This is a genomic window from Denitratisoma sp. DHT3 (genome assembly GCF_007833355.1).
Taxonomy (GTDB): Bacteria; Pseudomonadota; Gammaproteobacteria; order Burkholderiales; family Rhodocyclaceae; genus Denitratisoma.
Genome location: NZ_CP020914.1, coordinates 3172908 through 3196334, shown reverse-complemented (window position 1 = coordinate 3196334; position 23427 = coordinate 3172908). Strand labels below are relative to the sequence as shown.

Here is a 23427-nt window from a genome sequence, read left to right as displayed (position 1 = left end):
GTTCAATCGACCACGCGCAGCAGGGTCGAGGCCGCCAGATCGCCGATGCGGGTGAGGAACATCACGCCCATGTCCGGGTAGAAGCGTTCCACTTCCTCGCTGGCCAGCACCAGCACGCCGAAGCAGGCGCCGCCCTCGACGCCGTCCTCGCGCAGCGGAATCTGCGCCAGGGAGCGGACATGCCCACCCTGCTCGCCGAACAGGGCCGCCGCTTCCTGGCCGTTGGCCGAACCGCAATAGGGACGATGGAGGCTGCCGGCAAGCGCCTTCAACGTATCGGACACCGGCAGGAACTCGTTCGGCACCCCCTCGCCGTCAAGGCCGCCGCCCACGCCCCAGATGCGCACCGCCACATGGGGGACGGCGAAGGAACCGGAAAGATGGGTGTTGAGCACATGCACCGCGCCGGCCAGGCTGTCGACGCCCAACAGGGCCATGGCCAGTCGATGCACCTTCTCGGCGATCACATCGTTCTCCTCGCCGTAGCCGATCAGTTCCGCCAGCTTGCTTTCCAGCACCCGCGCCTTGTCCCGCAACAGCGTCACCTGGCGCTCGGCCAGCGAGATGGCGGCGCCGCCATGGGGGTCGGGAATGCGGATCTGCGTCAGCAGGTCGCCGTGCTGTTCGAAAAACTCGGGATGGGTCTTGAGATAGAGGGCAATTTCTTCTGCGTTCATCGGAGGTCCTCGGGAAGTTCGATTTCGCCTTGAAACACGGTCACCGCCGGGCCGGTCATCAGCACCGGCGCGCCGGCGCCGGCCCAGGCGATCGACAGCGCGCCGCCCCGGGTATCGACCCGCACCGGCGAATCCAGGAGGCCGCGCCGAATCCCCGCCACCACGGCGGCACAAGCGCCGGTTCCGCAGGCCAGGGTTTCGCCGCTGCCGCGCTCATGGACCCGCAAGCGGATGGCATGGCGATCGACGACCGCCATGAAACCGGCATTCACGCGCAAGGGAAAGCGCGGGTGGTGCTCGATCAAGGGACCGTCCTCGGCCACCGGCGCCAGGTCCACGTCGTCGACCACCTGCACCGCATGGGGATTGCCCATCGACACCACGGTGATCAGCCACTCCCGCCCCGCCGCGGCCAGAGGCTGGATCACCGCGTCGCTGTCGCTGGCGAAGGGGATCTCGGCCGGTGCGAAACGCGGCTCGCCCATGTCCACGGTGACCTGGCCGTCGGCCTCCAGGCGCGGCGCGATCACGCCGCTCTTGGTCTCGACCCGGATTTCGCGCTTGTCGGTGAGGCCGGCGTCGGCGACGAAGCGGGCGAAGCAGCGCGCGCCGTTGCCGCACTGCTCGACCTCGCCGCCATCGGCGTTGAAGATGCGGTAGCGGAAATCCACCCCGGGCGCCGTCGCCTTCTCGACGATCAGGATCTGGTCGCAGCCCACGCCGAAATGACGATCGGCCAGGAAGCGGGCCTGGGCCGGCGTCGGCACGAAGCTGCCGGTGACGGCGTCGAGCACCACGAAATCGTTGCCCAGCCCCTGCATCTTGGTGAAACGGATCTTCATCGGCCGCCCTCCATCCCGCTCATGCCAGCAAGCCCTGGTCGCGCAGCATGCACCGGTCCATCACCACCGTCAGGCCCGCGGCCCGCGCCCGTTCGGCGGCGGCCTCGTTGATCACGCCGTCCTGGAGCCAGAGCCGGGTGACGCCGCGGGCGATGCATTCGTCGACGATGGCGTCGACGGCATCGGGCGCGCGGAACACATCCACCACGTCCGGCACCTCGGGCAGGTCGCGCACCGATGCATAGGCCTTCTCCCCCAGTCCCTCGTCCAGGCCGGGCCGCACCGGGATCACCCGGTAGCCGGCAAGACGCAGGGCCAGGGCCACGCGATGACTGGGGCGGTCGGGCTGGGGGGAGAATCCCACCACGGCGACCGTTTTCACCGTGCGCAGCAGGTGGCGGATTTCATCTTCGTTGGGATTGGCGAACATCGTTTTATGTTACTCACTCGGGCAAGGGACGGGGCCGGCGAATAGATATCTCAATAAAGCCCTTTTTCGCCCGGAGGCCGGGTCTTGAACCGCTTGTGCGACCACAGGTATTCAGCCGGGTCGCCGGCGCGGATCTCGGCTTCGATGAAAGCGTTCATCCTGGCCGCGTCGGCGCCGGGATCGTCGCCGGGGTAATCGCTCCAGGGGGCACCGAGGCTCACCCGGTAGCCATCGCCGTCGCGGCGGCTGATCACCGGCACCACCGCGGCCCCCGTGAGCCGGGCCAGGCGCGACAGCCCGGTGATGGTGGCCGCCGGCACGCCGAAAAAGGGCGCGAACACCGCGTCGCGGGCACCGTAGTCGAGATCCGGCAGATAGTAGAAGGGCTTGCCGGCGCGGATCTCGGCCACCACGCGGCGCAGTCCGTCCTGGCGCGAAAGCAGGGTCTGCTGGCCGAAACGGGTGCGACCGCGGCGGATGGCGGCGTCGAAGAACGGATTCTTCACCCGCGCGTACATGGTGACCATGTCCAGTTCCATGCACAGGCGCGACCAGCCCATGTCGAGCCCGACGAAATGCGGCGCCAGCAGGATCAGCGGCCGCCCTTGCAGCGCCGCCAGCCGCTCCAGCCCCTCGATCCGGATCAGGCGCCGCAGCCGCGCCGGCGCCGACCACCAGAGCACGCCCCGCTCCAGGGCGGTGGCGGCGAAGCGGCCGAAGTGGCGCCGCGCCAGGTTCCGCCGCGCCCGCGCGTCCAGTTTCGGCAGGCACAGCCCGAGGTTGATCAGCGTCGCCTGCCGCCGCTCCCGGTTCGCCAGCCAGAGCGCGGCGCCCAGCAGCCGGCCCAGCCGGTCCTGCCAGGACAGCGGCAACCCGTGCAGCAGCCAGATCAGCGCCAGACCGAGGCGTCCCATCGCTAGACCGCCTCCGGCGGAGGCGGCGCCCCGCGCGGCCGCTTGTAGCGGTTGTAGCCCCACAGATACTGCTCGGGGCACTGCCGGATCAGATCCTCCAGCGCCCGGTTGAGCGCGGCGGCTTTCCGCGCCGGCTCGCCTTCCAGGGGCGCGGGCAGCGGGAACAGCCGCAGGTGGTAGCCGCGCCCCCCGGGCAGGCGTTCGGCATAGGCCAGCAACACGGTGGCGCCGCTGTCCGCCAGGCGCGCGGCGAGCGTCATGGTGTAGGCCGGGCGGCCGAAGAAAGGCACCCAGACGCCTTCCCCGCTGCCCGGCACCTGGTCCGGCAACATCCCCACCGCCTCGCCCTGACGCAGCGCGCGCAGCAGGGTCCGCACGCCGGAGAGATCGGCCGGTGCCAGCTTGAGATTGGCGCCGCGCCCCCGCTCGATCAGCGGCGCCAAGGCGGCACGCTTGGGGCGCCGATAGAGCACGGTCATCGGCCGCCGGCTGGCGTAGTACTGCGCGGTGATCTCGAAGCAGCCCAGGTGCGGGGTCAGGAACAGCACGCCGTGCCCAGCCGCCCAGGCCTGCTCGACGAGGGACCAGCCGCTCACCTGCACCACCCGGCCCACGACTTCCGCCTGGGGGCGCAGCCACAGCTTGGGCAGTTCCAGCAGAGCGCGGCCGGCCTGGACCGCTGCGCCGAGGGCGCGCCCGGGGGCGTCCAGTCCGGCCTGCATCAAGTTCTGCCGCAGCAGGCGCCGATAGCGCGGTACCAGGAAATAGGCGAGCCACCCCGCCACCCCGCCCATGCCGTGGAGCCAGGAGAGCGGCAGCAAGGAAAGCAGACGGAACAGAAACACCATGGGCAGGTTTGGAAGCGACGCAAAGTGCGCCATTGTCCGCGATCGGCGGCCGCAAACAAAATCTTCTCGCGTCCCAAAAGATTTTGTCGGGCCTGAAAGCAAACATCCCGCCGCGGCGGGATGTTTGCTTTCAGGCGCTACAGGGGGCCTTTCAGGCTACCGAAGCCGCCGCCTTGCGGGTCTTGCCGGCCCGCGCCGGCATGTGGCACAGGCCGCAGGTATACCCTTTCTTCGGATCATGGGCATGGGCGACGAACTGGCCGCTGCATTCCTCGCAAGCCACCATCTGCAGCATGTCCGCCTCGAAGAAGCGCACCATGGTCCATGCCCGGGTCAGGGAGAGGACCGCCTCCATGCCGCCGCGCTTGATCTGCCCCAGATACATGCGATAGGCGCTGATGATCAGCTCCAGGCCGCGCAACTGGGTGTTCTTCTCGAAAAAGCGGTAGTAGCCCATGAACAGCGAGGCATGGATGTTGGGCTGCCAGGTCATGAACCAGTCGGTGGAAAAAGGCAGCATGCCCTTCGGCGGCGACTCGCCCTTGACTTCCTTGTAGAGCTTCAGCAGACGCTCGCGGGAGAGCTTGGTTTCCGCCTCCAGCAGCTGCAGGCGGGCGCCCAGTTCAATCAGCTCGATGGCCAGGCGAATGTCCCGTGCCTCGAGGATCACGGATTTATTGCGCATACGCATGCTCAGGAGAGCGTCTCGACGGGTTTGCCGGTGGCGAGGATGGCGGCGTGGATATGGCCGACCCCGCGCTCCCGCTCATGGTTGGCGAGGAGGTTGAGCAGCAGGCTGTCCTCGAAACGAAAGCTGCACAACAGCATGTCGGAACTGGCCATTTTGAGAATCTGGCCCGGCGTCAAGCGATCCAGGACGTCGGCGATCTCCTCGCTGACGCCCAGGCGGAAAATGGCCGATTCCCGGTCGGAACGGACCATGCTCTGCGCCAGCATCAGGTAGGCGAGATTGACTTCCTTTATATCGTTGTAGGTGTCGGTCGATTTCATCATGCGCTCCTTGAAATTCCGCCCCAAACCCGCTGGGACCGCGTGCGCATTGTCGGCATATCCACCGAGAACGACCATAGGTGGACGGAGGGAATTCGCGTCGGAAAAATACACGACCCCTGTAGGACGGTTCCTACAGGGGTCGCAGCCGATCGACCCGGGGGAGTCTAGCCGCCCCCACCTGGTCCGATCGCTCGATATCCGGCAAAAGAGTCCCTGAGTTTCCCTGAAACCGACATCCGCGCCTCAGCTAGTGGCGCGCGGAATCAAGACCCGGCACGACCTGTACGAGCCATCGGCTAAACGACCGCCACCCGGTTGCGCCCCAGCTCCTTGGCCTTGTAGGCGCCCTGATCGGCGCGCTTGATCAAGGCATCCACATCCGCCAGGGAGCCGTCGCGCATCGCCACACCGATGCTCACGCTCATCTGGATCTTGTCCCCCCCAGCATCAAGGCCGCATGTTCCAACGACTGCCGCACCCGTTCGGCGCACTTCATGGCGGGTTCCAGAGAGGTGTCCGGGCAGATGATCAGGAACTCGTCGCCGCCGGTGCGGCAGATCACGTCCTGCGCCCGCAAGCCCTCCTTCAGCACCGCCGCGGCATGCCTCAAGGCGGCGTCGCCCACGTCATGGCCGTAACGGTCGTTGATCTGCTTGAAGCAATCCACATCCACAACCATGCAGCACAAAGCGCGCTGATTGCGCTCGGCCGCCTTCCATTCCTGCTGGATGCGCTCCATGGCGTAACGCCGGTTGGGGAAGCTGGTCAGCGAATCGGTGCGCGCCACCTGCTGCAGACGACGATTCGCGATCGCCAGATCCGCCGCGAAACGCCGAATCTCCTCGCGGTCCCGTTCCACCTCCCGTTGCAGGTTGACCATCCGCTGCCCCCCGCGCAGACGGGCGAGCAGCACCTCGGACTTGACCGGCTTGGCCATGAAGTCGTCGGCGCCGCCCTCGAAGGCATCCACCACGGCGTCATCCGACTCGCCGGAACCCAGGATCAGGATGTAGGTGGTCCGCCCGACGGCGGTCTCCCGCAAGGCCCGGGTCAGTTCGACGCCGCTCAACTGCGGCAGCAGCCAATCCGCGATCACGATCTGCGGGTGCGATTCCAGCACCCGTTCGAAGGCCCGCTGCCCGTCCTCCGCCTCATCGACGAGGTAGCCCGCCGCCACCAGCGTCGAATGCAGCGCGCTGCGCGCGGCGGCATCGGTATCGACCAGCAGGATGCTCATCGAGGCGCTCTCCCCGCCGGGAATCGCCTTTTCACTCTCGGTTGCGGCTGGATGCGCCAGCGCATCGAACGACGGGATGTCGCGCGTTTCGACCTGGAGTATCACCCCCCAATCCAGCCAGTCCTTGGTCACCTTGTCGCAAAGCGTCATCAGCACTTCCCCGTCCAGGGAAAGCATGCCGCCCAACGCGAACAGCTCGGGCATCATGGCCTGCCACTTCGCCTCGGACGCCAGGCAGATGTCGGCGATATAGTCGGCGAGGCGCAGCGCATGGACGAGCTTGAACAGCCGCGACCCCTCCTCGAAGTGGCTGGCGGACACATCCTCGTGAAACAGCACGGGTTCGACGAAGACGGATGGGAAGCCCCAGTCCTTGAGCATCGCCGCCGTCAACTCGCTATGGGTCATGGCGAAGGCGGCACGCTCCAAGGCGCTCAGTTGCGCACGATCGGAGGCCTGATCCAGCAGCCGGGAATAATCGACGGAAAACAGCGTGGCCAGGGCCAAATCGCCGATTCTGGCCAGGAGTCCCACGCTGAAGGCCTCGTCGGGAGGAATCGTGCGGGACTGCATCATCAGCGTCTGCAAGGCGATGCCGCGCACCAGCGAATGCGACCAGAAACCCGGGTAGTCGAAATTTCGACACTTGCCCGTGCGGAAATTCGACAGCAGCGAGAGACCCAGCGCCAGGGTTCGCACCGCCGACACCCCCACCACCTTCAGGGCGTCCGACACCGATGCCACCGGCCGCTGCCCCGCGTTGGCGGCGCCATTGGCCGCCTTGATCAGGCGTCCGACGAATGCGGGGTCGGAACTGACCACGTGGGCGAGTTCCGCCATCGAGAAGTCCTCCCGCTGGGTCAGACGCATGATGGCCAAAGCCACCCCCTTGGGTGACGGAATGTCGCCGGTGGCCTTGAGTTGTTCAAATTTTGCAATATCGATGGGTGCCATGCCGTCCATTCGCCGCTGATCAAGAGATGCGCATCGAGGTGCCGCCAGGATGGGCTCCGGAGCGCCATTTTTATAGCACATCCCGCTGCCGCGACACTTGCCGTAGAGCTAGAATCGGCCATCATGGACCCTGCCATCAACTACTGTTGCACCTGCGGCGCCACCATCGCCATCCGGACGCCTCCCGGCGACGCCCTGCCCCGTCACGTATGCGATGCCTGCGGCGCCATTCACTATCGCAACCCCCGCATGGTGGTGGGCGCCCTGGCCGAATGGGACGGACGCATTCTGCTCTGCCGCCGCGCCATCGAGCCGCGACTCGGCAAATGGACCCTGCCCGCCGGCTTCATGGAAATCGGCGAAACCGTCGCCCAGGCGGCGGCCCGGGAGACATTGGAAGAAGCCAACGCCCGCCTGGAACTGCACGACATGTACACCGTGATCAGCGTGCCCCAGGCCAACCAGGTGCACCTGTTCTATCGCGCCCGGCTGCTGGACCTGGATTTCTCCCCCGGCGAGGAAAGCCTGGAAACCGCGCTGTTCGGCGAGCATGAAATCCCCTGGGAGGAAATCGCCTTCCGCACGGTCGCCATGACCCTGCGCCATTTCTTCACCGACCGGATCAGCGGCGCTTTCCGCTTCCACGCCGGGGAGATTCCCCCACCCTAGCAAATTACTGTCAAAAGCCGGCCAGCTTTGTTACGCTTATGACCGATCCCTTCTTCGGAAACATGCACGCTGGCCATGAGCGCCTATCCGCTGATCCTGACGTTGGACCAACATGGTGCCCCCCACCGCTGGGTGAGTTGGCAGCATGCCTGCTTCTATTACGCCAAGGATCTGGTGGCCTGGGCCATCGGCGACCACAGCTTCGTCTTCCATGGGGGCATCAGCCGGATCACCGGCGAGCGCTCCGCGATCTGCGCCAACAGCATCATCGCGATCCGCGGCAAGGCCCTGGTCGGCCGCGCGCTGCGCCAGATTCCGCCGCTGACCAACCGCGAGCTGTTCAACCGTGACCGGCACATCTGCGCCTACTGCGGCGAGGAGCTGCCCGGTAGTCGCCTGACCCGGGACCACGTGCAACCGGTCTCTCAGGGCGGTCGCGACAACTGGATGAACGTGGTGGCCGCCTGCCGCGGCTGCAACCAGCAGAAAAGCGGCCGCACGCCGGAACAGGCGCGGATGGAACTGCTCTACGCGCCCTACGTACCCAACAAGGCCGAGTACCTGATCCTCTGCAACCGCAACATCCTGGCCGATCAGATGGACTTCCTCGCCCGGCAGCTGCCCAGCCAGAGCCGCTGGCGGCCCGCCGCGTAACCGCCCCTCCCGCCCCATGACACGACTCCTCGAGGCCAAGACCGCCCTCATCACCGGAGCGGCCAGCGGCATCGGCGCCGCCACGGCCCGCCTGTTCGCCAGGGAAGGCGCCCGCCTGCTGCTCACGGATTGCAATGCCGCGGCCGGAGAAGCCCTGGCCGACGCCCTGCGCGGTGCCGGCGGCGATGCCGTCTTCCAAGCGGCCGACGTGGCCGACGAGCACCAGGTGGCGGCCCTGCTGGAAACCGCCCGGCACCGCTTCGGCCGCCTCGACTGCGCTTTCAACAACGCGGGCGTCAACGGCCGCGCCGCCCTCCTCGAAGACATGGACCTCGCCGAGTGGCAGCGGACCCTGGCGGTCAATCTCAGCGGCGTCTTCCTCTGCCTGAAGCACGAACTGCGGTTGATGCAGACCCAGGGCCACGGCGCCATCGTCAACAACGCCTCCGGCGGCGGCCTGATCGCCGTGCCGCAGATGGCGGCCTACTGCGCCAGCAAGCACGGCGTGCTGGGGCTGACCAAGACCGCCGCCCAGGAGAACGCCCGCCGCGGCATCCGCGTCAACGCAGTGCTGCCGGGCAGCACCGACACGCCGATGCTGCGGGCCGCCATGGGCGGCTCCGCCGACGCCGAGCGCATGATCCTCGCCAGCGTGCCCGGGGGCCGCCTCGGGCGCCCCGAGGAAGTGGCCGAAGCCGTGGCCTGGCTCTGCTCCGACCGGGCCAGCTACGTCAGCGGCGAATCGCTGCTGGTGGACATGGCCACCGTCGCCCGCTGAGGCCAGTGGCTCGCCCCCCTCCGGGGGGTTCGATACGGCTCGCTGCGCTCGATTTCACGGGGAACGCTGTAGCAGCACCGATAGGTCGCGGCTTCGCCGATGAGGAAAATCCGGAGATCGAGAGTTTTCGCCGTGCCCGCCGTGTCGCCGTGGTTTGAACCGGGGTCCTTGCGGGGCGCGGATTCCAATTGGGGCTATAGAAAAGCGGGCGGTAAAATGCGCGGATGAACACATCCGCAACGCTCGCCTCCCCCGCGCCGCCCAAGCTCCTCACCGCCTACCGCCCCTACTGGGCCAAGCGCTTCGGCACCGCGCCCTTCCTGCCCATGTCCCGCGCGGAGATGGAAGCGTTGGGCTGGGACGCCTGCGACATCATCCTGGTCACCGGCGACGCCTACATCGATCACCCCAGTTTCGGCATGGCGCTGATCGGCAGGCTGCTCGAGGCGCAAGGCTTCCGCGTGGGCATCATCAGCCAGCCCGACTGGCATTCGGCGGAGGACTTCCGCCGCCTGGGCAAACCCAACCTGTTCTACGGCATCACCGCGGGAAACATGGATTCCATGGTCAACCGCTACACCGCCGACCGCAAGCTGCGCTCCGACGACGCCTATACCGCCGACGCCGAGCCCAACCGCCGCCCCGACCGGGCCGTGATCGTCTATGCGCAGCGCGCCCGCGAAGCCTTCCCCGGCAGCGCCGTGGTGATCGGCAGCATCGAGGCAAGCCTGCGCCGCATCGCCCATTACGACTACTGGTCGGACAAGGTGCGGCGTTCCGTGCTGGCCGACAGCAAGGCCGACCTGCTGCTGTTCGGCAACGCCGAGCGGGCGCTGGTGGAACTCGCCCACCGCCTGGCGCGGGGCGAGTCCATCGACACCGTGCGCGACCTGCGCGGCAGCGCCTTCATGGTGCCGCGCGACTGGAAGCCCGATGCCGAGTGGACCGAGGTGGACTCCACCACGGTGGATACGCCGGGACGGGTGGACAAGCATCCCGATCCCTACGCGATGGAACCGGCCGGCACGGCCAGCGCCGGCGCGGAACACTCGCCGGTACGCGTCGTCAGCGCCGCCGAGCGGGTCGCCTCCTTCAAGGCGCTGCGCGCCAAGACCGTGGTGCGCCTGCCGTCGTTCGAGCGGGTGAGCGAGGACCCGGTGCGCTACGCCCACGCCAGCCGCACCTTCCATCTGGAGTCCAACCCCGGCAACGCCCGCGCCCTGGTGCAGGGCCACGGCGACCGCGACGTCTGGCTGAACCCGCCGCCGATCCCGCTCAGCACGGCGGAGATGGACCACGTCTATGGCCTGCCCTACGCGCGCCGGCCCCACCCGACCTATGGCGAGGCGAAGATTCCGGCCTGGGAAATGATCCGCTTCTCCATCAACATCATGCGCGGCTGCTTCGGCGGCTGCACCTTCTGCTCCATCACCGAGCACGAGGGCCGCATCGTCCAGAGTCGCTCGGAAGCCTCGATCCTGCATGAGATCGAGGAAATCCGCGACAAGACGCCGGGCTTCACCGGCGTCATTTCCGACCTGGGCGGCCCCACCGCCAACATGTACCGCATGGCCTGCAAGGACAAGAAGATCGAGTCTTCCTGCCGGCGCCTGTCCTGCGTCTATCCGGACATTTGCCCGAACATGGGCACCGACCACGGTCCGCTGATCCAGCTCTACCGCAAGGCGCGCCAACTGCCCGGCGTGAAGAAGATCCTGATCGGCTCCGGCCTGCGCTACGACCTGGCGGTGCGCTCCCCCGAATACGTGAAGGAACTGGTCAGCCACCACGTCGGCGGCTACTTGAAGATCGCCCCCGAGCACACCGAGGAAGGGCCGCTGTCGAAGATGATGAAGCCGGGCATCGGCACCTACGACCGCTTCAAGGCGATGTTCGAGAAGGCCTCGAAGGAAGCGGGCAAGGAACAGTACCTGATCCCCTATTTCATCGCCGCCCATCCCGGCACCACCGACGAGGACATGCTGGAACTGGCGCTCTGGCTCAAGCGCAACGACTTCCGTCTCGATCAGGTGCAGACCTTCCTGCCCACGCCGCTGGCCCTGGCCTCGGCCATGTGGCACACGGGGAAAAATCCGCTGAAGAAGGTGGCGCGGGATTCCGAGTCCGTCGCCGTGGTCCGCGGCGAGCGCCAGCGCCGCCTGCACAAGGCATTCCTGCGCTACCACGACCCGGCCAACTGGCCGCTGCTGCGGGAAACCCTGAAAGCCATGGGCCGCGCCGACCTGATCGGCAACGGCAAGCGGCACCTGATCCCGGCCTGGCAGCCGAAGGATCGGCGCACGCCGTCCGGTGGTACCCGCCGGCCAAGGGGGGACTGCGCCAAGGGCGGCCGGTAACGAACAATCGTTCGCGTGAAAAACGGGCTTTTCGCGCCATAACATCGCGGCTCCGGCGCAATACCTCATTTGGGTTCCCCCGCCCTGGCAACGGATCGCCAAGGAGCGGAAAATCCTCTAACCTGTCGGCAAACACGAGGATCCATGGATCGGACGGACATGCACGAAACGAATGTTTCCCGGCCGGAGAAGCGGAAGCGGACCTATTGCTGGATTCCAACGGGGAGGCTGGAGCCGGGAATGGTCTTGGCGCGGCCGGTGTTCGCCGGTCCCGGCAAGCGGATCATCCTGCATCTGGCGGAGGGCAGCACCGTCACGGCCGATACCATCGTCCAGCTCATGAGCCAGAGCGTGGAGTGCGTGGCGGTGTTGCGGAATTCACCCCTGGATGAGCCGGTCTGCGCAGAGATCACCCGGCAGTACGAGGCCCGGCTGCGCGAGATATTCGGCCCCGCCCCCAACGAAAGCTGCCAGGTCCTGCTGGATGCCCTCATCGCCGATGGACCCAGCCTATGCTGACGCCCCAAAACCTCGCCGCCGAGGTCGCCCGTCTGGCCCAGGACCTGCCTCCCTTTCCCAAGGTGGTCATGCGGCTGCTCGACATGCTGCAGGACGACAATACCTCCCTGGAGGCCCTGGCCCACCTGGCGAGCCACGATGCGGTGATCCTGTCGGGACTCCTGGCCAAGGCCAACCAGATCCGCCACATCAATGCCCAACCGGACGTCCACGACCCCTTCGTCGCCGCGTCCCTGATCGGCTTCGACCAGGTACGGAGCATCGTCGCCACCGCCGGCATGCACAAGTTCCTCGCCGAGGAAAAAGGCGCGACCTTCCTTTTCCTGCACTCCCGGGCCGTCGCCATCGTCGCCCAGGAACTCGCCACGATGTGCGGGATATCGTCCGAGAAAGCCTACGTGGCCTCGATCCTGCACGACATAGGACAGTTGTGCCTGCACATCCTGGACCCCGGCGCTTTCGAGGAGATCTATCAGCAATCGGCCATCGACGGCCGGCTCGTCGAAAGGGAGGCCGCCGTCTTCGGGCAGGACCATACGGAAATCGGCGCCGCCCTGGCCCGGCACTGGCAGTTGCCGGAGGACTTCGTCGAGGCGATCCGTGCCCATCACGACGACGACGGCGTCACGGGCAGTCCGCTGCAGGCGGTGGTCAATGTCGCGGAAAGCCTGGTGCGCGCCCTGGACATCCCGCCATCGCCGAAGAACCGGCTCACCCGCCTGAACTCACGGGCCGTGGCGGCCCTGGGCATCGATTGGCATTCCCAGGAAATGAGCGACTGCTTCGGGCGCTGCCGGGCCCGGTTCCATCAGACCCTGGATTGACGGGGCCGCACGGGCGGGGTCAAGCCTTCTTGACGAATTCCGACTTCAACTGCATGGCGCCGATGCCGTCGATCTTGCAGTCGATGTCATGATCGCCCTCGACCAGCCGGATGTTCTTGACCTTGGTGCCCACCTTGACCACCAGCGACGAGCCCTTCACTTTCAGATCCTTGATCACGGTGACGCTGTCGCCGTCGTTGAGCACGTTGCCGACGGCATCGCGCACGGCGGCCCGGGTTTCCGTGCCTTCCCCCGCCGGGGCGGCGGACCATTCGTGGGCGCACTCGGGACAGATGTAGAGGCCGCCATCCTCATAGGTGAATTCGGAGCCGCATTCGGGGCATTTGGGCAGGTCGCTCATCGTATTCTCGCCGCTGAATTGAATCGGGCCCGGAGTTTAGCGTGGAAAACGGGCTTTGCCGCGGGGCCGCCCTCGCGCTGGGCCGGCTGGACAACGACGGGCGCCGGGAATCGATCCCGCCGGTGGCGTTCCGCCTGCGTTGAAATTACCCATCCGGGTAATTCCCTGAAACCGGACCTGCCCCTATAATCCCGAATTCCTTTGTGCACGGCAATAATCCCGTGGCCACCGCAACCTCCGAAAATCATCCGCAACCCCGCCTGATGGCCATGTCCCTGGCCGCGATGGGCGTCGTGTACGGCGACATCGGCACCAGCCCGCTGTACACCATGAAAGAGGTTTTCAACGGCCACCACCCGGTGCCGGCGACGCCGGAAAACCTGCTGGGCATCCTGTCCCTGGTGTTCTGGGCGATGACCATCACCGTCTCCCTCAAGTACGTGCTGTTCATCATGCGCGCCGACAACCGCGGCGAGGGCGGCATCATGGCCCTGACCGCGCTGGCCTTGCGCACTCCCGGCGCCAGCCCTCGCCTGCTGTGGGGCCTGTCGGTGCTGGGGATATTCGGCGCCGCCCTGTTTTATGGCGATGCGGTGATCACCCCGGCGATGTCGGTGCTCTCCGCCGTCGAGGGCCTGGAAGTGGTGACGCCCGTGTTCAAGCCTTATCTGGTGCCGATCACCCTGACGATCCTGACCGGCCTGTTCCTGTTCCAGCCCAAGGGGACGGCCAGCGTCGCCGCCCTGTTCGGACCGGTGATGGCCTTCTGGTTCGCCACCGTGGGCGCGCTCGGCCTGTGGAATGTGATCCAGCATCCGGGCGTCCTGGTGGCGATCAACCCCTGGTACGCCTTCCAGTTCATGACGCAGCACGGCGGCCTGGCCTTCCTGGCGCTGGGCGCCGTGGTGCTGGCGATCACCGGCGGCGAGGCGCTGTATGCCGACATGGGGCATTTCGGGCGGCGGCCGATCATGTGGGCCTGGGTCACCTTCGTGTTTCCCGCCCTGTATCTGAACTACCTGGGCCAGGGCGCCCTGATCCTGGCCAACCCCGAGGCGATCCAGAATCCCTTTTTCCACATGGCGCCCGACGCCCTGCAGATTCCCCTGGTGGTGCTGGCCACGGTCGCCGCGGTGATCGCCTCCCAGGCGGTGATTTCCGGCGCCTACTCCCTGACCAGCCAGGCGATCCAGCTCGGCTACTGTCCCCGCATCCAGATCCGCTTCACTTCGGAGCGGGAAAAGGGCCAGATCTACATTCCCAACATCAACTGGCTGCTGCTGCTGGCGGTGATCGTGCTGGTGCTCGGCTTCCGCTCCTCCTCCAACCTGGCCTCGGCCTACGGCATCGCCGTGACCCTGACCATGATGATCGACACCATCCTGGCCTTCGTCGTGGTCCGCGCGCTGTGGGGGTGGAGCTGGTTCCACGCCGGATTGTTCCTGGCCTTCTTCGTGGTGGTGGACTTCGCCTTCTTCTCCGCCAACGTCATCAAGATTTTCGACGGCGGCTGGTTTCCGCTGGTGCTGGGACTTTCGATCTTCGCCCTGCTGTCCACCTGGAAGTACGGCCGCGCCCTGCTGTATGAAAAACTGCTCCAGGACTCGATGCCCCTGGACGCCTTCATCCAGAGCCTGAACTACGGTGGGCCGCACCGGGTCGAGGGCATGGGGATCTTCATGACCCCCGATCCCCACAGCGTGCCCCGCGCCATGCTGCACAACCTGCTGCACAACAAGGTGCTGCACGAACGGGTGGTGCTGCTCAATGTGCGCATGGAGGACGTGCCCCATGTCGCCGAGGCGGAGAGGCTGACGATCACGCCCCTGGAACAGGGCTTCGTCCAGGTCATCGTCCGCTACGGCTTCAAGGACGACCCGGACATCCCGGCCGCCCTGGCGGCCTGCGCCCCCCACGGCCTGAATTACGAACCGATGGAATCGTCCTTTTTCCTCGGCCGCGAGACCATCGTGCCGCGGCGGATGCCCTCGATGCCGCTGTGGCGGCAGATTCTGTTCACCTGGATGTTCCGCAATGCGGACACGGCCACCGCCTTTTTCAAGATCCCCACCAATCGGGTGGTTGAGCTGGGCACCCAGATCGAACTCTAAGGATGGAAACGGCCGGTGGTCCCTTGTTTGCATTAAAATTTCTGCTTGCTCGAGTGAACAACTCGGGTATCGATAACACACTGGAGGAGCTGTGAATCCGACTGACATCCGCAATCCCGACTACTTCCACAAGGTCGTCGATTGCCAATGGGCCTGCCCGGCCCACACGCCGGTACCCGAATACATCCGCCTGATCGCCGCTGGCCGTTACGACGACGCCTACATGATCAACTGGGATGCCAACGTATTCCCCGGCATCCTGGGCCGCGTCTGCGACCGTCCTTGTGAGCCGGCCTGTCGTCGGAGCCGCGTGGAAGCCGAGCCGGTGGCCATTTGCCGCTTGAAGCGCGTGGCCGCCGACTACAAGAGCGACATCAAGGCGCGCCTGCCCCAGCCCGCCAGCACGAAGAACGGCAAGCGGGTCGCCTGCATCGGCGGCGGCCCGGCCTCCCTGACCGTGGCCCGCGACCTGCTGCCGCTGGGTTACGAAGTCGTGGTCTACGACGGCGCCAGCAAGGCCGGCGGCATGGTGCGCAGCCAGATTCCCAAGTTCCGTCTGCCCGAGTCGGTGCTCGACGAGGAAACCGATTACATCCTGGAAATGGGCGCCACGCGCCGCTTCGATACCTGGGTCAACAGCCTGAAGGACATCCTGGCCGAGAACTACGACGCGGTGTTCGTCGGCACCGGCGCGCCGCGCGGCCGCGAGGCCGACGTGCCGGGCCGCAAGGAGGCCGGCGCGCACATCCACATCGGCATCGACTGGCTGGCCAACGTGGCTTTCGGCCACATCGACAAGATCGCCTTCCGCGTCATCGTGCTGGGCGGCGGCAACACCGCGATGGACTGCTGCCGCACCGCGAAGCGCCTCGGCGGCACCGACGTCAAGGTGGTGGTGCGCAGCGGCTTCGACGAGATGAAGGCCTCCCCCTGGGAGCGCGAGGACGCGCTGCACGAGGGCATCGAGATCCACAACTTCCTGGTGCCCAAGGAATTCAAGCACACCGACGGCAAGCTCACCGGCGTGCTGTTCGAGAAGGTCAAGGCCGAATACGACGCCAAGGGCCGGCGCAACCTGGTGCCCACCGGCGAACCCGACGTGCTGATGGAATGCGACGCGGTGCTGGTCGCCATCGGCCAGGAGAACGCCTTCCCCTGGATCGAGCGCGATCTGGGCATCGAGTTCGACAAGTGGGACATGCCGGTGCTGGACCCGGCCACGCTGCAATCCTCCCTGCCCCGCGTCTTCTTCGGCGGCGACGCCGCCCTCGGTCCGAAGAACATCATCACCGCCGTGGCCCAGGCCCACGAGGCCGCGATCTCGGTCGATCTGTTCTGCCAGGGCAAGGATCTGAAACAGCGTCCCGCGCCGCGCACCAACCTGGCCAGCCAGAAGATGGGCATCCACGAGTGGAGCTACGGCAACAACGTCACGCTGGATCACCGCCACAAGGTGCCCACGCTGGACCTGCAAAAGTCGCTGGCGAACCTGAGGAACGAATTCGAACTGGGTTACGACGCCAAGCTGGCCTTCGCCGAAGCCGAGCGCTGCCTGAACTGCGACGTGCAGACGGTATTCACTTCCAAGCTGTGCATCGAGTGCGACGCCTGCGCCGACATCTGCCCGATGGACTGCATCACCTTCACCCAGAACGGCGAGGAGGCGGATCTGCGGAGCCGCCTGAAAGCGCCGGCGACGAACGTCGAGCAGGCCATCTACGTATCCGACGGGCTACAGACCGGCCGCGTCGCCGTCAAGGACGAGGACGTCTGTCTGCATTGCGGCCTCTGCGCCGAGCGTTGTCCGACCGGCGCATGGGACATGCAGAAATTCTTCCTTGAAAACAGTCACGCGGGGCAGCAGTCATGAGCACGATCACCCAACCCCTCCAGCGCACCAACGACTTCGTCGTCAAGTTCGCCAACGTCAACGGCTCCGGCTCCGCCTCGGCCAACAGCCTGTTCGCCCGCTCCATCCTGCGCATGGGCGTGCCGGCCTCGGCACGGAACATCTTCCCTTCCAACATCCAGGGCCTGCCCACCTGGTACGAAGTCCGCGTCAGCGGCTCGGGCTGGCTGGCCCGGCGCGGCGGCGTCGACCTGATGGTGGCGATGAACCCCCAGACCTGGGACAGGGACGTGGCGGAAGTGGAACCCGGCGGCTACCTGTTCTACGACAGCACCCGTTTCATCCCGCGCGGCAAGTTCCGCGACGACATCACGGTGCTGGGCCTGCCCCTGACCGAGATCTGCAACCGGGAGTTCACCAGCCCGCGCGAGCGCCAGCTGTTCAAGAACATCATGTACCTGGGCGCCCTGGCGGCGCTGCTGGGCATCGACCTGACCGAGATCGACAAGCTGATCCAGGAGCAGTACGGTTCCAAGCAGAAGCTGATCGACTCCAACCTGAAGGTGCTGCGCCTCGGCCACGACGCGGCCACGGAAAGCCTGCCCTGCCCCATCGGCCTGCGCGTCGAGCGTTCCGACCAGGTGGGCAAGCGCATCTTCATCGACGGCAACACGGCCGCCGGCCTGGGCTGCGTCTATGGCGGCGCCACCGTCGCCGGCTGGTACCCAATCACCCCCTCCACCTCGGTGATCGAAGCCTTCACCTCCTATTGCAAGCAGTTGCGCCACGACCCGGAGACCGGCAAGGCCAACTACGCCATCGTCCAGGCCGAGGACGAACTGGCCTCGATCGGCATGGTGGTCGGCGCCGGCTGGAACGGCGCCCGCGCCTTCACCGCGACTTCCGGCCCCGGCATCTCGCTGATGCAGGAATTCTTCGGTCTGGCCTACTTCGCCGAGATTCCGGCGATGGTGGTCAACGTGCAGCGCGGCGGTCCCTCCACCGGCATGCCCACCCGCACCCAGCAGTCCGACGTGCTGGCCTGCGCCTACGCCTCCCACGGCGACACCAAGCACGTGCTGCTGTTCCCCCAGGATCCTCACGAGACCTTCGAATACTCGGCTCTGGGCCTGGACCTGGCCGAACGCCTGCAGACCCCGGTGTTCGTCATGATCGACCTGGACATCGGCATGAACGAATGGCTGGTCGATCCCTTCGAGTGGGACGATTCCCGCGAGTACGACCGCGGCAAGGTGATGACCGCCGAAGAGCTGGAAGCCGGCAAGGACTTCGGCCGCTACCTGGAAGTCGATGGCGACGGCATTCCCTACCGCACCCTGCCGGGTACCCACCCCAAGCGCGGCGCCTACTTCACCCGCGGCACCACCCGCGACCCCTACGCCAAGTACAGCGAAGTGGGCTCGGTCTACATCGGCAACATGGAGCGCCTGCTGAAGAAATTCGACACCGCGCGCACGCTGGTGCCGGCACCGGTGGTGCAGAAAGCCAGGCAGCGCGCCGACTTCGGCGTCATCTACTATGGCTCGACGTCCGAAGCCATGCGCGAAGCCCTGGCCCAACTGGAAGCCCAGGGCCTCCATGTGGATGCCATGCGCGTGCGCGGCTTCCCCTTCGCCGACGAGGTCTATCGCTTCGTCGAGGACCATCCGGTGACCTTCGTCGTCGAACAGAACCGCGATGCCCAGTTGAAGACCCTGCTGGTGACCGAAGGCCAGCTCAATCCCGCGCAACTGGTGGAGGTGCTGCACTACGACGGCACGCCGATCACCGCCAGGTTCATCAGCCGTGAAATCGCCGCCCGCATGGATGCGGCCAAGGTGACCCCGATCAAGAAGGTGGCGTCATGACCTACATCATCAAACCCAAGCTGCACCACCCCACCCTCACCCCCAACGCGCTGGGCTACACCCGGCGCGACTACGAGGGCGCCATCTCCACCATGTGCGCCGGCTGCGGCCACGACTCCATCTCCGCCGCGGTGATCCAGGCCTGCTACGAGCTGGACATCGAGCCCCACCGGGTCGCCAAGCTCTCCGGCATCGGCTGCTCCTCCAAGTCGCCGGACTACTTCCTCGGCAACGCCCACGGCTTCAACACCGTGCACGGCCGCATGCCCTCGGTGCTGACCGGCGCCAACATGGCCAACAAGGACCTGCTCTACCTGGGCATCTCCGGCGACGGCGACACCGCGTCGATCGGCCTGGGCCAGTTCGCCCACGCCATCCGGCGCGGCGTGAAGATGGTGTATCTGGTGGAGAACAACGGCGTCTATGGCCTCACCAAGGGGCAGTTCTCCGCCACCGCCGATGCCGGCTCCAAGAGCAAGGGCGGCGTGGTCAATGAGGACTCTCCGATCGACCTCTGCGCCCTGGCGCTGCAACTGGGCGCCACCTTCGTCGCCCGCAGCTTCTCCGGCGACAAGGAACAGCTGGTGCCCCTGTTGAAGGCCGCCTTCACCCACGGCGGCACGGCGATGATCGATGTGCTGAGTCCCTGCGTGACCTTCAACAACCACGCCGGCTCCACCAAGAGCTACGACTACGTGCGGGAACACAACGACGCGCTGAACCGCCTGGACATCTTCTTCGGCCGCGACGAGATCACCGCCGACTACGCGCCCGGCTCGACCGTGGAAGTGACCCAGCACGACGGTTCCATCCTGCGCCTGCACAAGCTTCACGACAGCTATACGCCGACCGACCGCTTGCACGCGATGCGCTATCTGGAAGAACGCAAGGCCATCGGCGAGATCGTCACCGGCCTGCTCTACGTCGATCAGCAGCCCACCACGCTCCACGACCACCTGAAGACCGCGGACCAGCCGCTGAATCGCCTGGACGCCAAGACGCTCAGTCCCGGCCGCGCCAAACTGGAGGAAATCAACGCCTCGCTGCGTTGAGCCTGCGGGCGGACCGTCGTCCAAAAACCCGGCCCGTCAGGGCCGGGTTTTTTATGCGGAAACGGTCATGACACCAACCGCACCAGATGCAACACCCGATTCCGCCTGGATTCCGCATCCTCGATCTCGGCAATCTCCTGGTAGAGCAAGGCAATGACCTCGGCCTTCTTGGCGGGCGGCAAGACGCGTCCAGCGTCTGAAAGAACCTTTTCAAGCCCTTGAACGACGTCCTCCAGGACTGCGGGGCTGAAAACCTGGACTTGAGGCTCTGTGGCCTTCAAGGGGCGGCCAGCATCGGTGGAGTAGCCCCGTTTTGGCGCATTCGTCCCCAGGTCGGCAAGCAGCATCGAGCCTTCGCCCGTCAATACCCAATTCACATTGATGCCGGCTTTCACAAAGCCGAACAACACCTTGCCTCCAGGCAGGGTCTTCCCCTTCTCGTTGTCCTGAATCCCGGGCTTTGAGCCGCCTACGGCCTTGCCAAACTCGTCCTGGGTGAGGCCGATAGCCTTGCGGGCCTGCGCCATGCGCTGGCCGATCTCACGATTGACGCTTTCCTTACCCAAAGCGTCAACTGAAAGCGTCAACTCGCCTGCCGCTTGACGCTTCACGCAACGCCCTGACCAAAAAGAAAAAGCATGTAATTACATCAACCCGACTGGAGCGACGGCGCACAAGCCATGTTTATCCGGTTGACATGGCATGTTTAACCATATCTAATTCATCCATCGCAACCCGACAACGGATGCAGAAAGATGAACAAGACACCCGCAAAAAAAGCCAGTCGAGAAGACTGGCACCCGGCCGACATCAAGGCGGCCCTGCACAAAGCCGGCTGGACGCTGAAGAACCTTGCCCTGGCATACGGACTGAAAGACTCGACCTCCATGTCCGCCGCCCTGGTCCGGAGCCTTCCGGCCAACGAAAAGCGCATTGCGGATGCCTTGGGACTGCACCCAATGGAAATCTGGCCCAGCCGCTACAACGAGGACGGCAGCCTGAAGCCCCGTGGAATCCGCGCCTTGCAGTGTAACGCCCCGTCGCGGCCCGTCAATGGCAATCTGATCCTCACGATTTAGACATCATGCGCCGCGCTGCGGAGGATCCGTCCGCCGCACCGCCGCGAGATCGCGGCGCGGCAAACACGATAGAACCGGCCGATCGTCCATTCACGAGTTCGCATGGCTTACACCATTCTGGTCGTCGATGACGAGCCCGGCAATCTGGCCTTGCTGCGTGGCGTACTTGCCGCGGAGTACTCACTGGTCTTCGCGCGCAGCGGCAGCGAGGCGCTGGCGGCAACGGCCAAGCATCACCCCGACCTGATCCTGCTCGACGTCCTGATGCCGGACATGGACGGCTACACGGTATGCCGCAAGCTCAAGGAAAATCCGGAGAGCGCGAATATTCCGGTGATCTTCGTCACCGGCCTGTCGGAAGTGGGCGACGAAACGACCGGATTTTCGGCGGGCGCGGTGGATTACATCACCAAGCCGATATCTCCCGTCATCGTCCGCGCCAGGGTGCGCGCCCATATCTCTCTGGTGAGCGCGAAACAACTGGAGCAAAGCTATCTCGACGCCATCAACATGCTGGGCCAGGCCGGAGAATTCAAGGACAGCCATACGGGACTCCACATCTGGCGCATGGCCGCCTACAGCGCGGAACTGGCGTCTGCATCCGGCTGGGACGAAACGAGTTGCGAACACATCAGGCTCGCGGCGCCGATGCACGATATCGGCAAGATCGGCATTCCCGACGCCATCCTGTGCAAACCCGGAAAGCTGGATGCAGAGGAGTGGAGCACCATGCAGACCCACTCCACCATCGGCCACAAAATCCTGTCTCGAAGCCAGGTGCCCATCCTTCAACTGGCGGCGACGATCGTGCACTGCCATCACGAGAAATGGGACGGCAACGGCTACCCGCGGCATCTGGCCGGAGAGGCCATTCCGGAAGTGGCACGCATCGTCGCAATCGCGGACGTTTTCGATGCGCTGACCATGAGACGTCCCTACAAGGAGGCGTGGCATGTCGATCGCGTCTTCGAAACCATGATTGCCGAGACGGGCACGCATTTCGAGCCGCGTCTGATGAATCTCTTCGTGGATATCACGCCGCGGATTCTCGCCATCAAAGATGAATGGGGCGCGCGCGAGTCGCGGTTGCAGCACCGCACGGCCTGAGTTTCTTGTTGTCCATCGAAGACCCCACGATCAACCTTTATCGGATGCCGCCATGAATGACGGTCAATTTCACATCTGCATCATCGACGACGACGAAATTTGCCGCATGGCTGTCGTGGCGGCCTTGCAGGACGAAGGTGCCGGTTTCCAGCCCGCCGAGTGCGTCTCCGGCGAGGAATGCCTGGCGCGATACGCCGAGGGCGGCGAAGCGCTGCCGGATCTGCTGTTGCTCGATATCGAAATGGGCGGCATGAACGGTTACGAGGTATGCCGGCGCATTCGCGCGGCAGGCCATGCCGAGGTCCAGATCATGTTCGTTTCGAGCCACAACGATCTCGACTCCCGTCTCGCCAGCTACGACGCGGGCGGCAACGACTTCATCACCAAGCCCCTGGTGCCGGAGGAACTCGTCCGCAAGGTGGCGCTTGCCATGCGTGCCCGGAAAAACCTGCTGACGCTCAGGCACGACCTGACCGCTGCGGAGGAAATGTCATCACTGGCCCTGACCAGTCTCGATGAAATGGGGTCGATACAGAAGTATCTGCGCAGTCTGCTGGGCAGCCACAGCCTCGAATCATTGGGCAAGCGGGTGATCGCGATGCTCGCGCCCTATGGCTACGACAGCGTGGCGCAGTTGCGCACGGCCCATGCAAGCCTGACCCTGAAGCAGTCCGGGCCCGCGAGCCCGCTCGAACAATCCATCCTCGATCAGTCGCGTTCGATGGAGCGGATCTTCCAGTTTCGCAGCCGGTTGATCGTCAATTACGAACGGATCTCGATTTTCGTCGCCAACATGCCGCTTCAGGACGAAGTGCTCGCCGGCCGCATCCGCGACTACGTCGCCGTGGTGGCGGAGGCCGCGGATGCCGCCATCGAATCCATCGCCATCCGCCAGGGCATCATCGGCCAGGCGCGGGAAGTGCAGGCGCTCACGCATCACAGCCGCACCGCGGTGACGATGCTGAGGGAGCAGTATCGCCATCAGCAACTGGAAGCCCGCCGCGAGCTTGGCCTCATGGTGGAAAACCTCGAAAACGAGTATTACAAGCTCGGCCTGACGCAGGATCAGGAACAGATGATCAGCGACCTCGTTCGCTCCTCGACCGACAAGGTCCTGGCGCTGTTTGCCGCCGGTCTCGAACTGGAAGGGCAATTCGAACGGATCCTCGATGGCCTGAACAAAGCCGGCGACACCGTGATCGAGACCGATGCGGAAGAAGTCACGACGACCGAGGTATGGGTTTGAGCGGAATCTGGTCCAGACCGTCCATTTCGAGGGGCGC

24 protein-coding genes are annotated in these 23427 nt (G+C 65.5%); 13 read left to right on the top strand and 11 right to left on the bottom strand.

Translation table 11 applies throughout. The features are described from left to right. Positions 1-2: 2 nt before the first annotated feature. The 9 genes from B9N43_RS14750 to B9N43_RS14715 form a co-directional block, all read right to left on the bottom strand. Complete coding sequence (locus B9N43_RS14750; RefSeq protein WP_145842948.1) at positions 3-677, bottom strand: DUF484 family protein; 675 nt, start codon at positions 675-677, stop codon at positions 3-5. Continuing rightward, positions 674-1519 carry a diaminopimelate epimerase gene (dapF, locus tag B9N43_RS14745; protein WP_145842946.1) on the bottom strand — a complete coding sequence of 282 codons (846 nt, stop codon included), beginning with the start codon at positions 1517-1519 and terminating at the stop codon, positions 674-676. The genes B9N43_RS14750 and dapF overlap by 4 nt, the downstream gene beginning before the upstream one ends. Positions 1520-1538: 19 nt before the next feature. Beyond that, entirely contained in the window at positions 1539-1949 is a 411-nt protein-coding gene (locus B9N43_RS14740) for a CoA-binding protein (RefSeq protein ID WP_145842945.1), read from the bottom strand. A 50-nt stretch (positions 1950-1999) separates the two neighbouring features. After that, positions 2000-2863: a lysophospholipid acyltransferase family protein gene (locus tag B9N43_RS14735; RefSeq protein ID WP_145842944.1), complete on the bottom strand. Its 864-nt coding sequence runs from the start codon at positions 2861-2863 to the stop codon at positions 2000-2002. 2 nt (positions 2864-2865) lie between these two features. Next, on the bottom strand, positions 2866-3711 hold the full coding sequence (locus B9N43_RS14730) for a lysophospholipid acyltransferase family protein (protein ID WP_145842943.1): 846 nt from the start codon (positions 3709-3711) through the stop codon (positions 2866-2868). 151 nt (positions 3712-3862) lie between these two features. Next, positions 3863-4396, bottom strand: a complete 534-nt coding sequence (gene flhC / locus B9N43_RS14725; protein WP_145842942.1) for a flagellar transcriptional regulator FlhC — start codon at positions 4394-4396, stop codon at positions 3863-3865. An 8-nt stretch (positions 4397-4404) separates the two neighbouring features. After that, a complete protein-coding gene (flhD, locus tag B9N43_RS14720; protein ID WP_145843598.1) occupies positions 4405-4722 on the bottom strand; it encodes a flagellar transcriptional regulator FlhD in 318 nt (105 codons plus the stop codon). A gap of 299 nt (positions 4723-5021) precedes the next feature. Continuing rightward, positions 5022-5150 carry a diguanylate cyclase domain-containing protein gene (locus B9N43_RS17635; RefSeq protein ID WP_261379344.1) on the bottom strand — a complete coding sequence of 43 codons (129 nt, stop codon included), beginning with the start codon at positions 5148-5150 and terminating at the stop codon, positions 5022-5024. Beyond that, positions 5147-6916: an HDOD domain-containing protein gene (locus B9N43_RS14715; protein ID WP_261379343.1), complete on the bottom strand. Its 1770-nt coding sequence runs from the start codon at positions 6914-6916 to the stop codon at positions 5147-5149. Before B9N43_RS14715 ends, B9N43_RS17635 begins: the two co-directional genes overlap by 4 nt. A 135-nt stretch (positions 6917-7051) precedes the next feature. Here B9N43_RS14715 and B9N43_RS14710 point away from each other — a divergent pair, with 135 nt between their 5' ends. The 6 genes from B9N43_RS14710 (at position 7052) to B9N43_RS14685 (ending at position 12717) form a co-directional block, all read left to right on the top strand. After that, positions 7052-7585: an NUDIX hydrolase gene (locus B9N43_RS14710; RefSeq protein WP_145843597.1), complete on the top strand. Its 534-nt coding sequence runs from the start codon at positions 7052-7054 to the stop codon at positions 7583-7585. A gap of 75 nt (positions 7586-7660) precedes the next feature. Further along, positions 7661-8239: an HNH endonuclease gene (locus B9N43_RS14705; RefSeq protein WP_145842941.1), complete on the top strand. Its 579-nt coding sequence runs from the start codon at positions 7661-7663 to the stop codon at positions 8237-8239. A gap of 16 nt (positions 8240-8255) precedes the next feature. Then, positions 8256-9017, top strand: a complete 762-nt coding sequence (locus B9N43_RS14700) for an SDR family NAD(P)-dependent oxidoreductase (protein ID WP_145842940.1) — start codon at positions 8256-8258, stop codon at positions 9015-9017. Between the two features lie 224 nt (positions 9018-9241). Continuing rightward, entirely contained in the window at positions 9242-11374 is a 2133-nt protein-coding gene (locus B9N43_RS14695; RefSeq protein ID WP_145842939.1) for a YgiQ family radical SAM protein, read from the top strand. Positions 11375-11533: 159 nt separating this feature from the next. Next, entirely contained in the window at positions 11534-11893 is a 360-nt protein-coding gene (locus B9N43_RS14690; protein WP_145842937.1) for a hypothetical protein, read from the top strand. Next, a complete protein-coding gene (locus B9N43_RS14685) occupies positions 11887-12717 on the top strand; it encodes an HDOD domain-containing protein (RefSeq protein WP_145842936.1) in 831 nt (276 codons plus the stop codon). Before B9N43_RS14690 ends, B9N43_RS14685 begins: the two co-directional genes overlap by 7 nt. A 19-nt stretch (positions 12718-12736) precedes the next feature. On the opposite strand, the gene B9N43_RS14680 is transcribed toward B9N43_RS14685, so the two are convergent. After that, a complete protein-coding gene (locus B9N43_RS14680; RefSeq protein ID WP_145842935.1) occupies positions 12737-13078 on the bottom strand; it encodes a zinc ribbon domain-containing protein YjdM in 342 nt (113 codons plus the stop codon). A 263-nt stretch (positions 13079-13341) separates the two neighbouring features. On the opposite strand from B9N43_RS14680, the gene B9N43_RS14675 reads away from it, so the two are divergent. From B9N43_RS14675 to B9N43_RS14660, 4 genes are all read left to right on the top strand, one after another. Next, positions 13342-15189 carry a potassium transporter Kup gene (locus tag B9N43_RS14675; RefSeq protein WP_145843596.1) on the top strand — a complete coding sequence of 616 codons (1848 nt, stop codon included), beginning with the start codon at positions 13342-13344 and terminating at the stop codon, positions 15187-15189. 91 nt (positions 15190-15280) lie between these two features. After that, positions 15281-17059 carry an FAD-dependent oxidoreductase gene (locus tag B9N43_RS14670; protein ID WP_145842934.1) on the top strand — a complete coding sequence of 593 codons (1779 nt, stop codon included), beginning with the start codon at positions 15281-15283 and terminating at the stop codon, positions 17057-17059. Then, complete coding sequence (locus B9N43_RS14665) at positions 17056-18906, top strand: 2-oxoacid:acceptor oxidoreductase subunit alpha (protein ID WP_145842933.1); 1851 nt, start codon at positions 17056-17058, stop codon at positions 18904-18906. The genes B9N43_RS14670 and B9N43_RS14665 overlap by 4 nt, the downstream gene beginning before the upstream one ends. Next, positions 18903-19958 carry a 2-oxoacid:ferredoxin oxidoreductase subunit beta gene (locus tag B9N43_RS14660; protein WP_145842932.1) on the top strand — a complete coding sequence of 352 codons (1056 nt, stop codon included), beginning with the start codon at positions 18903-18905 and terminating at the stop codon, positions 19956-19958. Before B9N43_RS14665 ends, B9N43_RS14660 begins: the two co-directional genes overlap by 4 nt. Before the next feature lie 65 nt (positions 19959-20023). Here B9N43_RS14660 and B9N43_RS14655 read toward each other — a convergent pair whose 3' ends face one another. Beyond that, positions 20024-20569 carry a helix-turn-helix domain-containing protein gene (locus B9N43_RS14655; RefSeq protein ID WP_145842931.1) on the bottom strand — a complete coding sequence of 182 codons (546 nt, stop codon included), beginning with the start codon at positions 20567-20569 and terminating at the stop codon, positions 20024-20026. 144 nt (positions 20570-20713) lie between these two features. On the opposite strand from B9N43_RS14655, the gene B9N43_RS14650 reads away from it, so the two are divergent. From B9N43_RS14650 to B9N43_RS14640, 3 genes are all read left to right on the top strand, one after another. Next, on the top strand, positions 20714-21037 hold the full coding sequence (locus tag B9N43_RS14650) for a helix-turn-helix domain-containing protein (protein WP_145842930.1): 324 nt from the start codon (positions 20714-20716) through the stop codon (positions 21035-21037). 102 nt (positions 21038-21139) lie between these two features. Continuing rightward, the gene (locus B9N43_RS14645; protein ID WP_145842929.1) at positions 21140-22144 is read left to right on the top strand and encodes an HD domain-containing phosphohydrolase; all 1005 of its coding nucleotides are present in this window, start codon (positions 21140-21142) and stop codon (positions 22142-22144) included. 52 nt (positions 22145-22196) lie between these two features. Next, positions 22197-23390 (top strand): PleD family two-component system response regulator, encoded by a 1194-nt coding sequence (locus B9N43_RS14640; RefSeq protein WP_186453844.1) that lies wholly within the window; start codon positions 22197-22199, stop codon positions 23388-23390. Positions 23391-23427 lie beyond the last annotated feature (37 nt).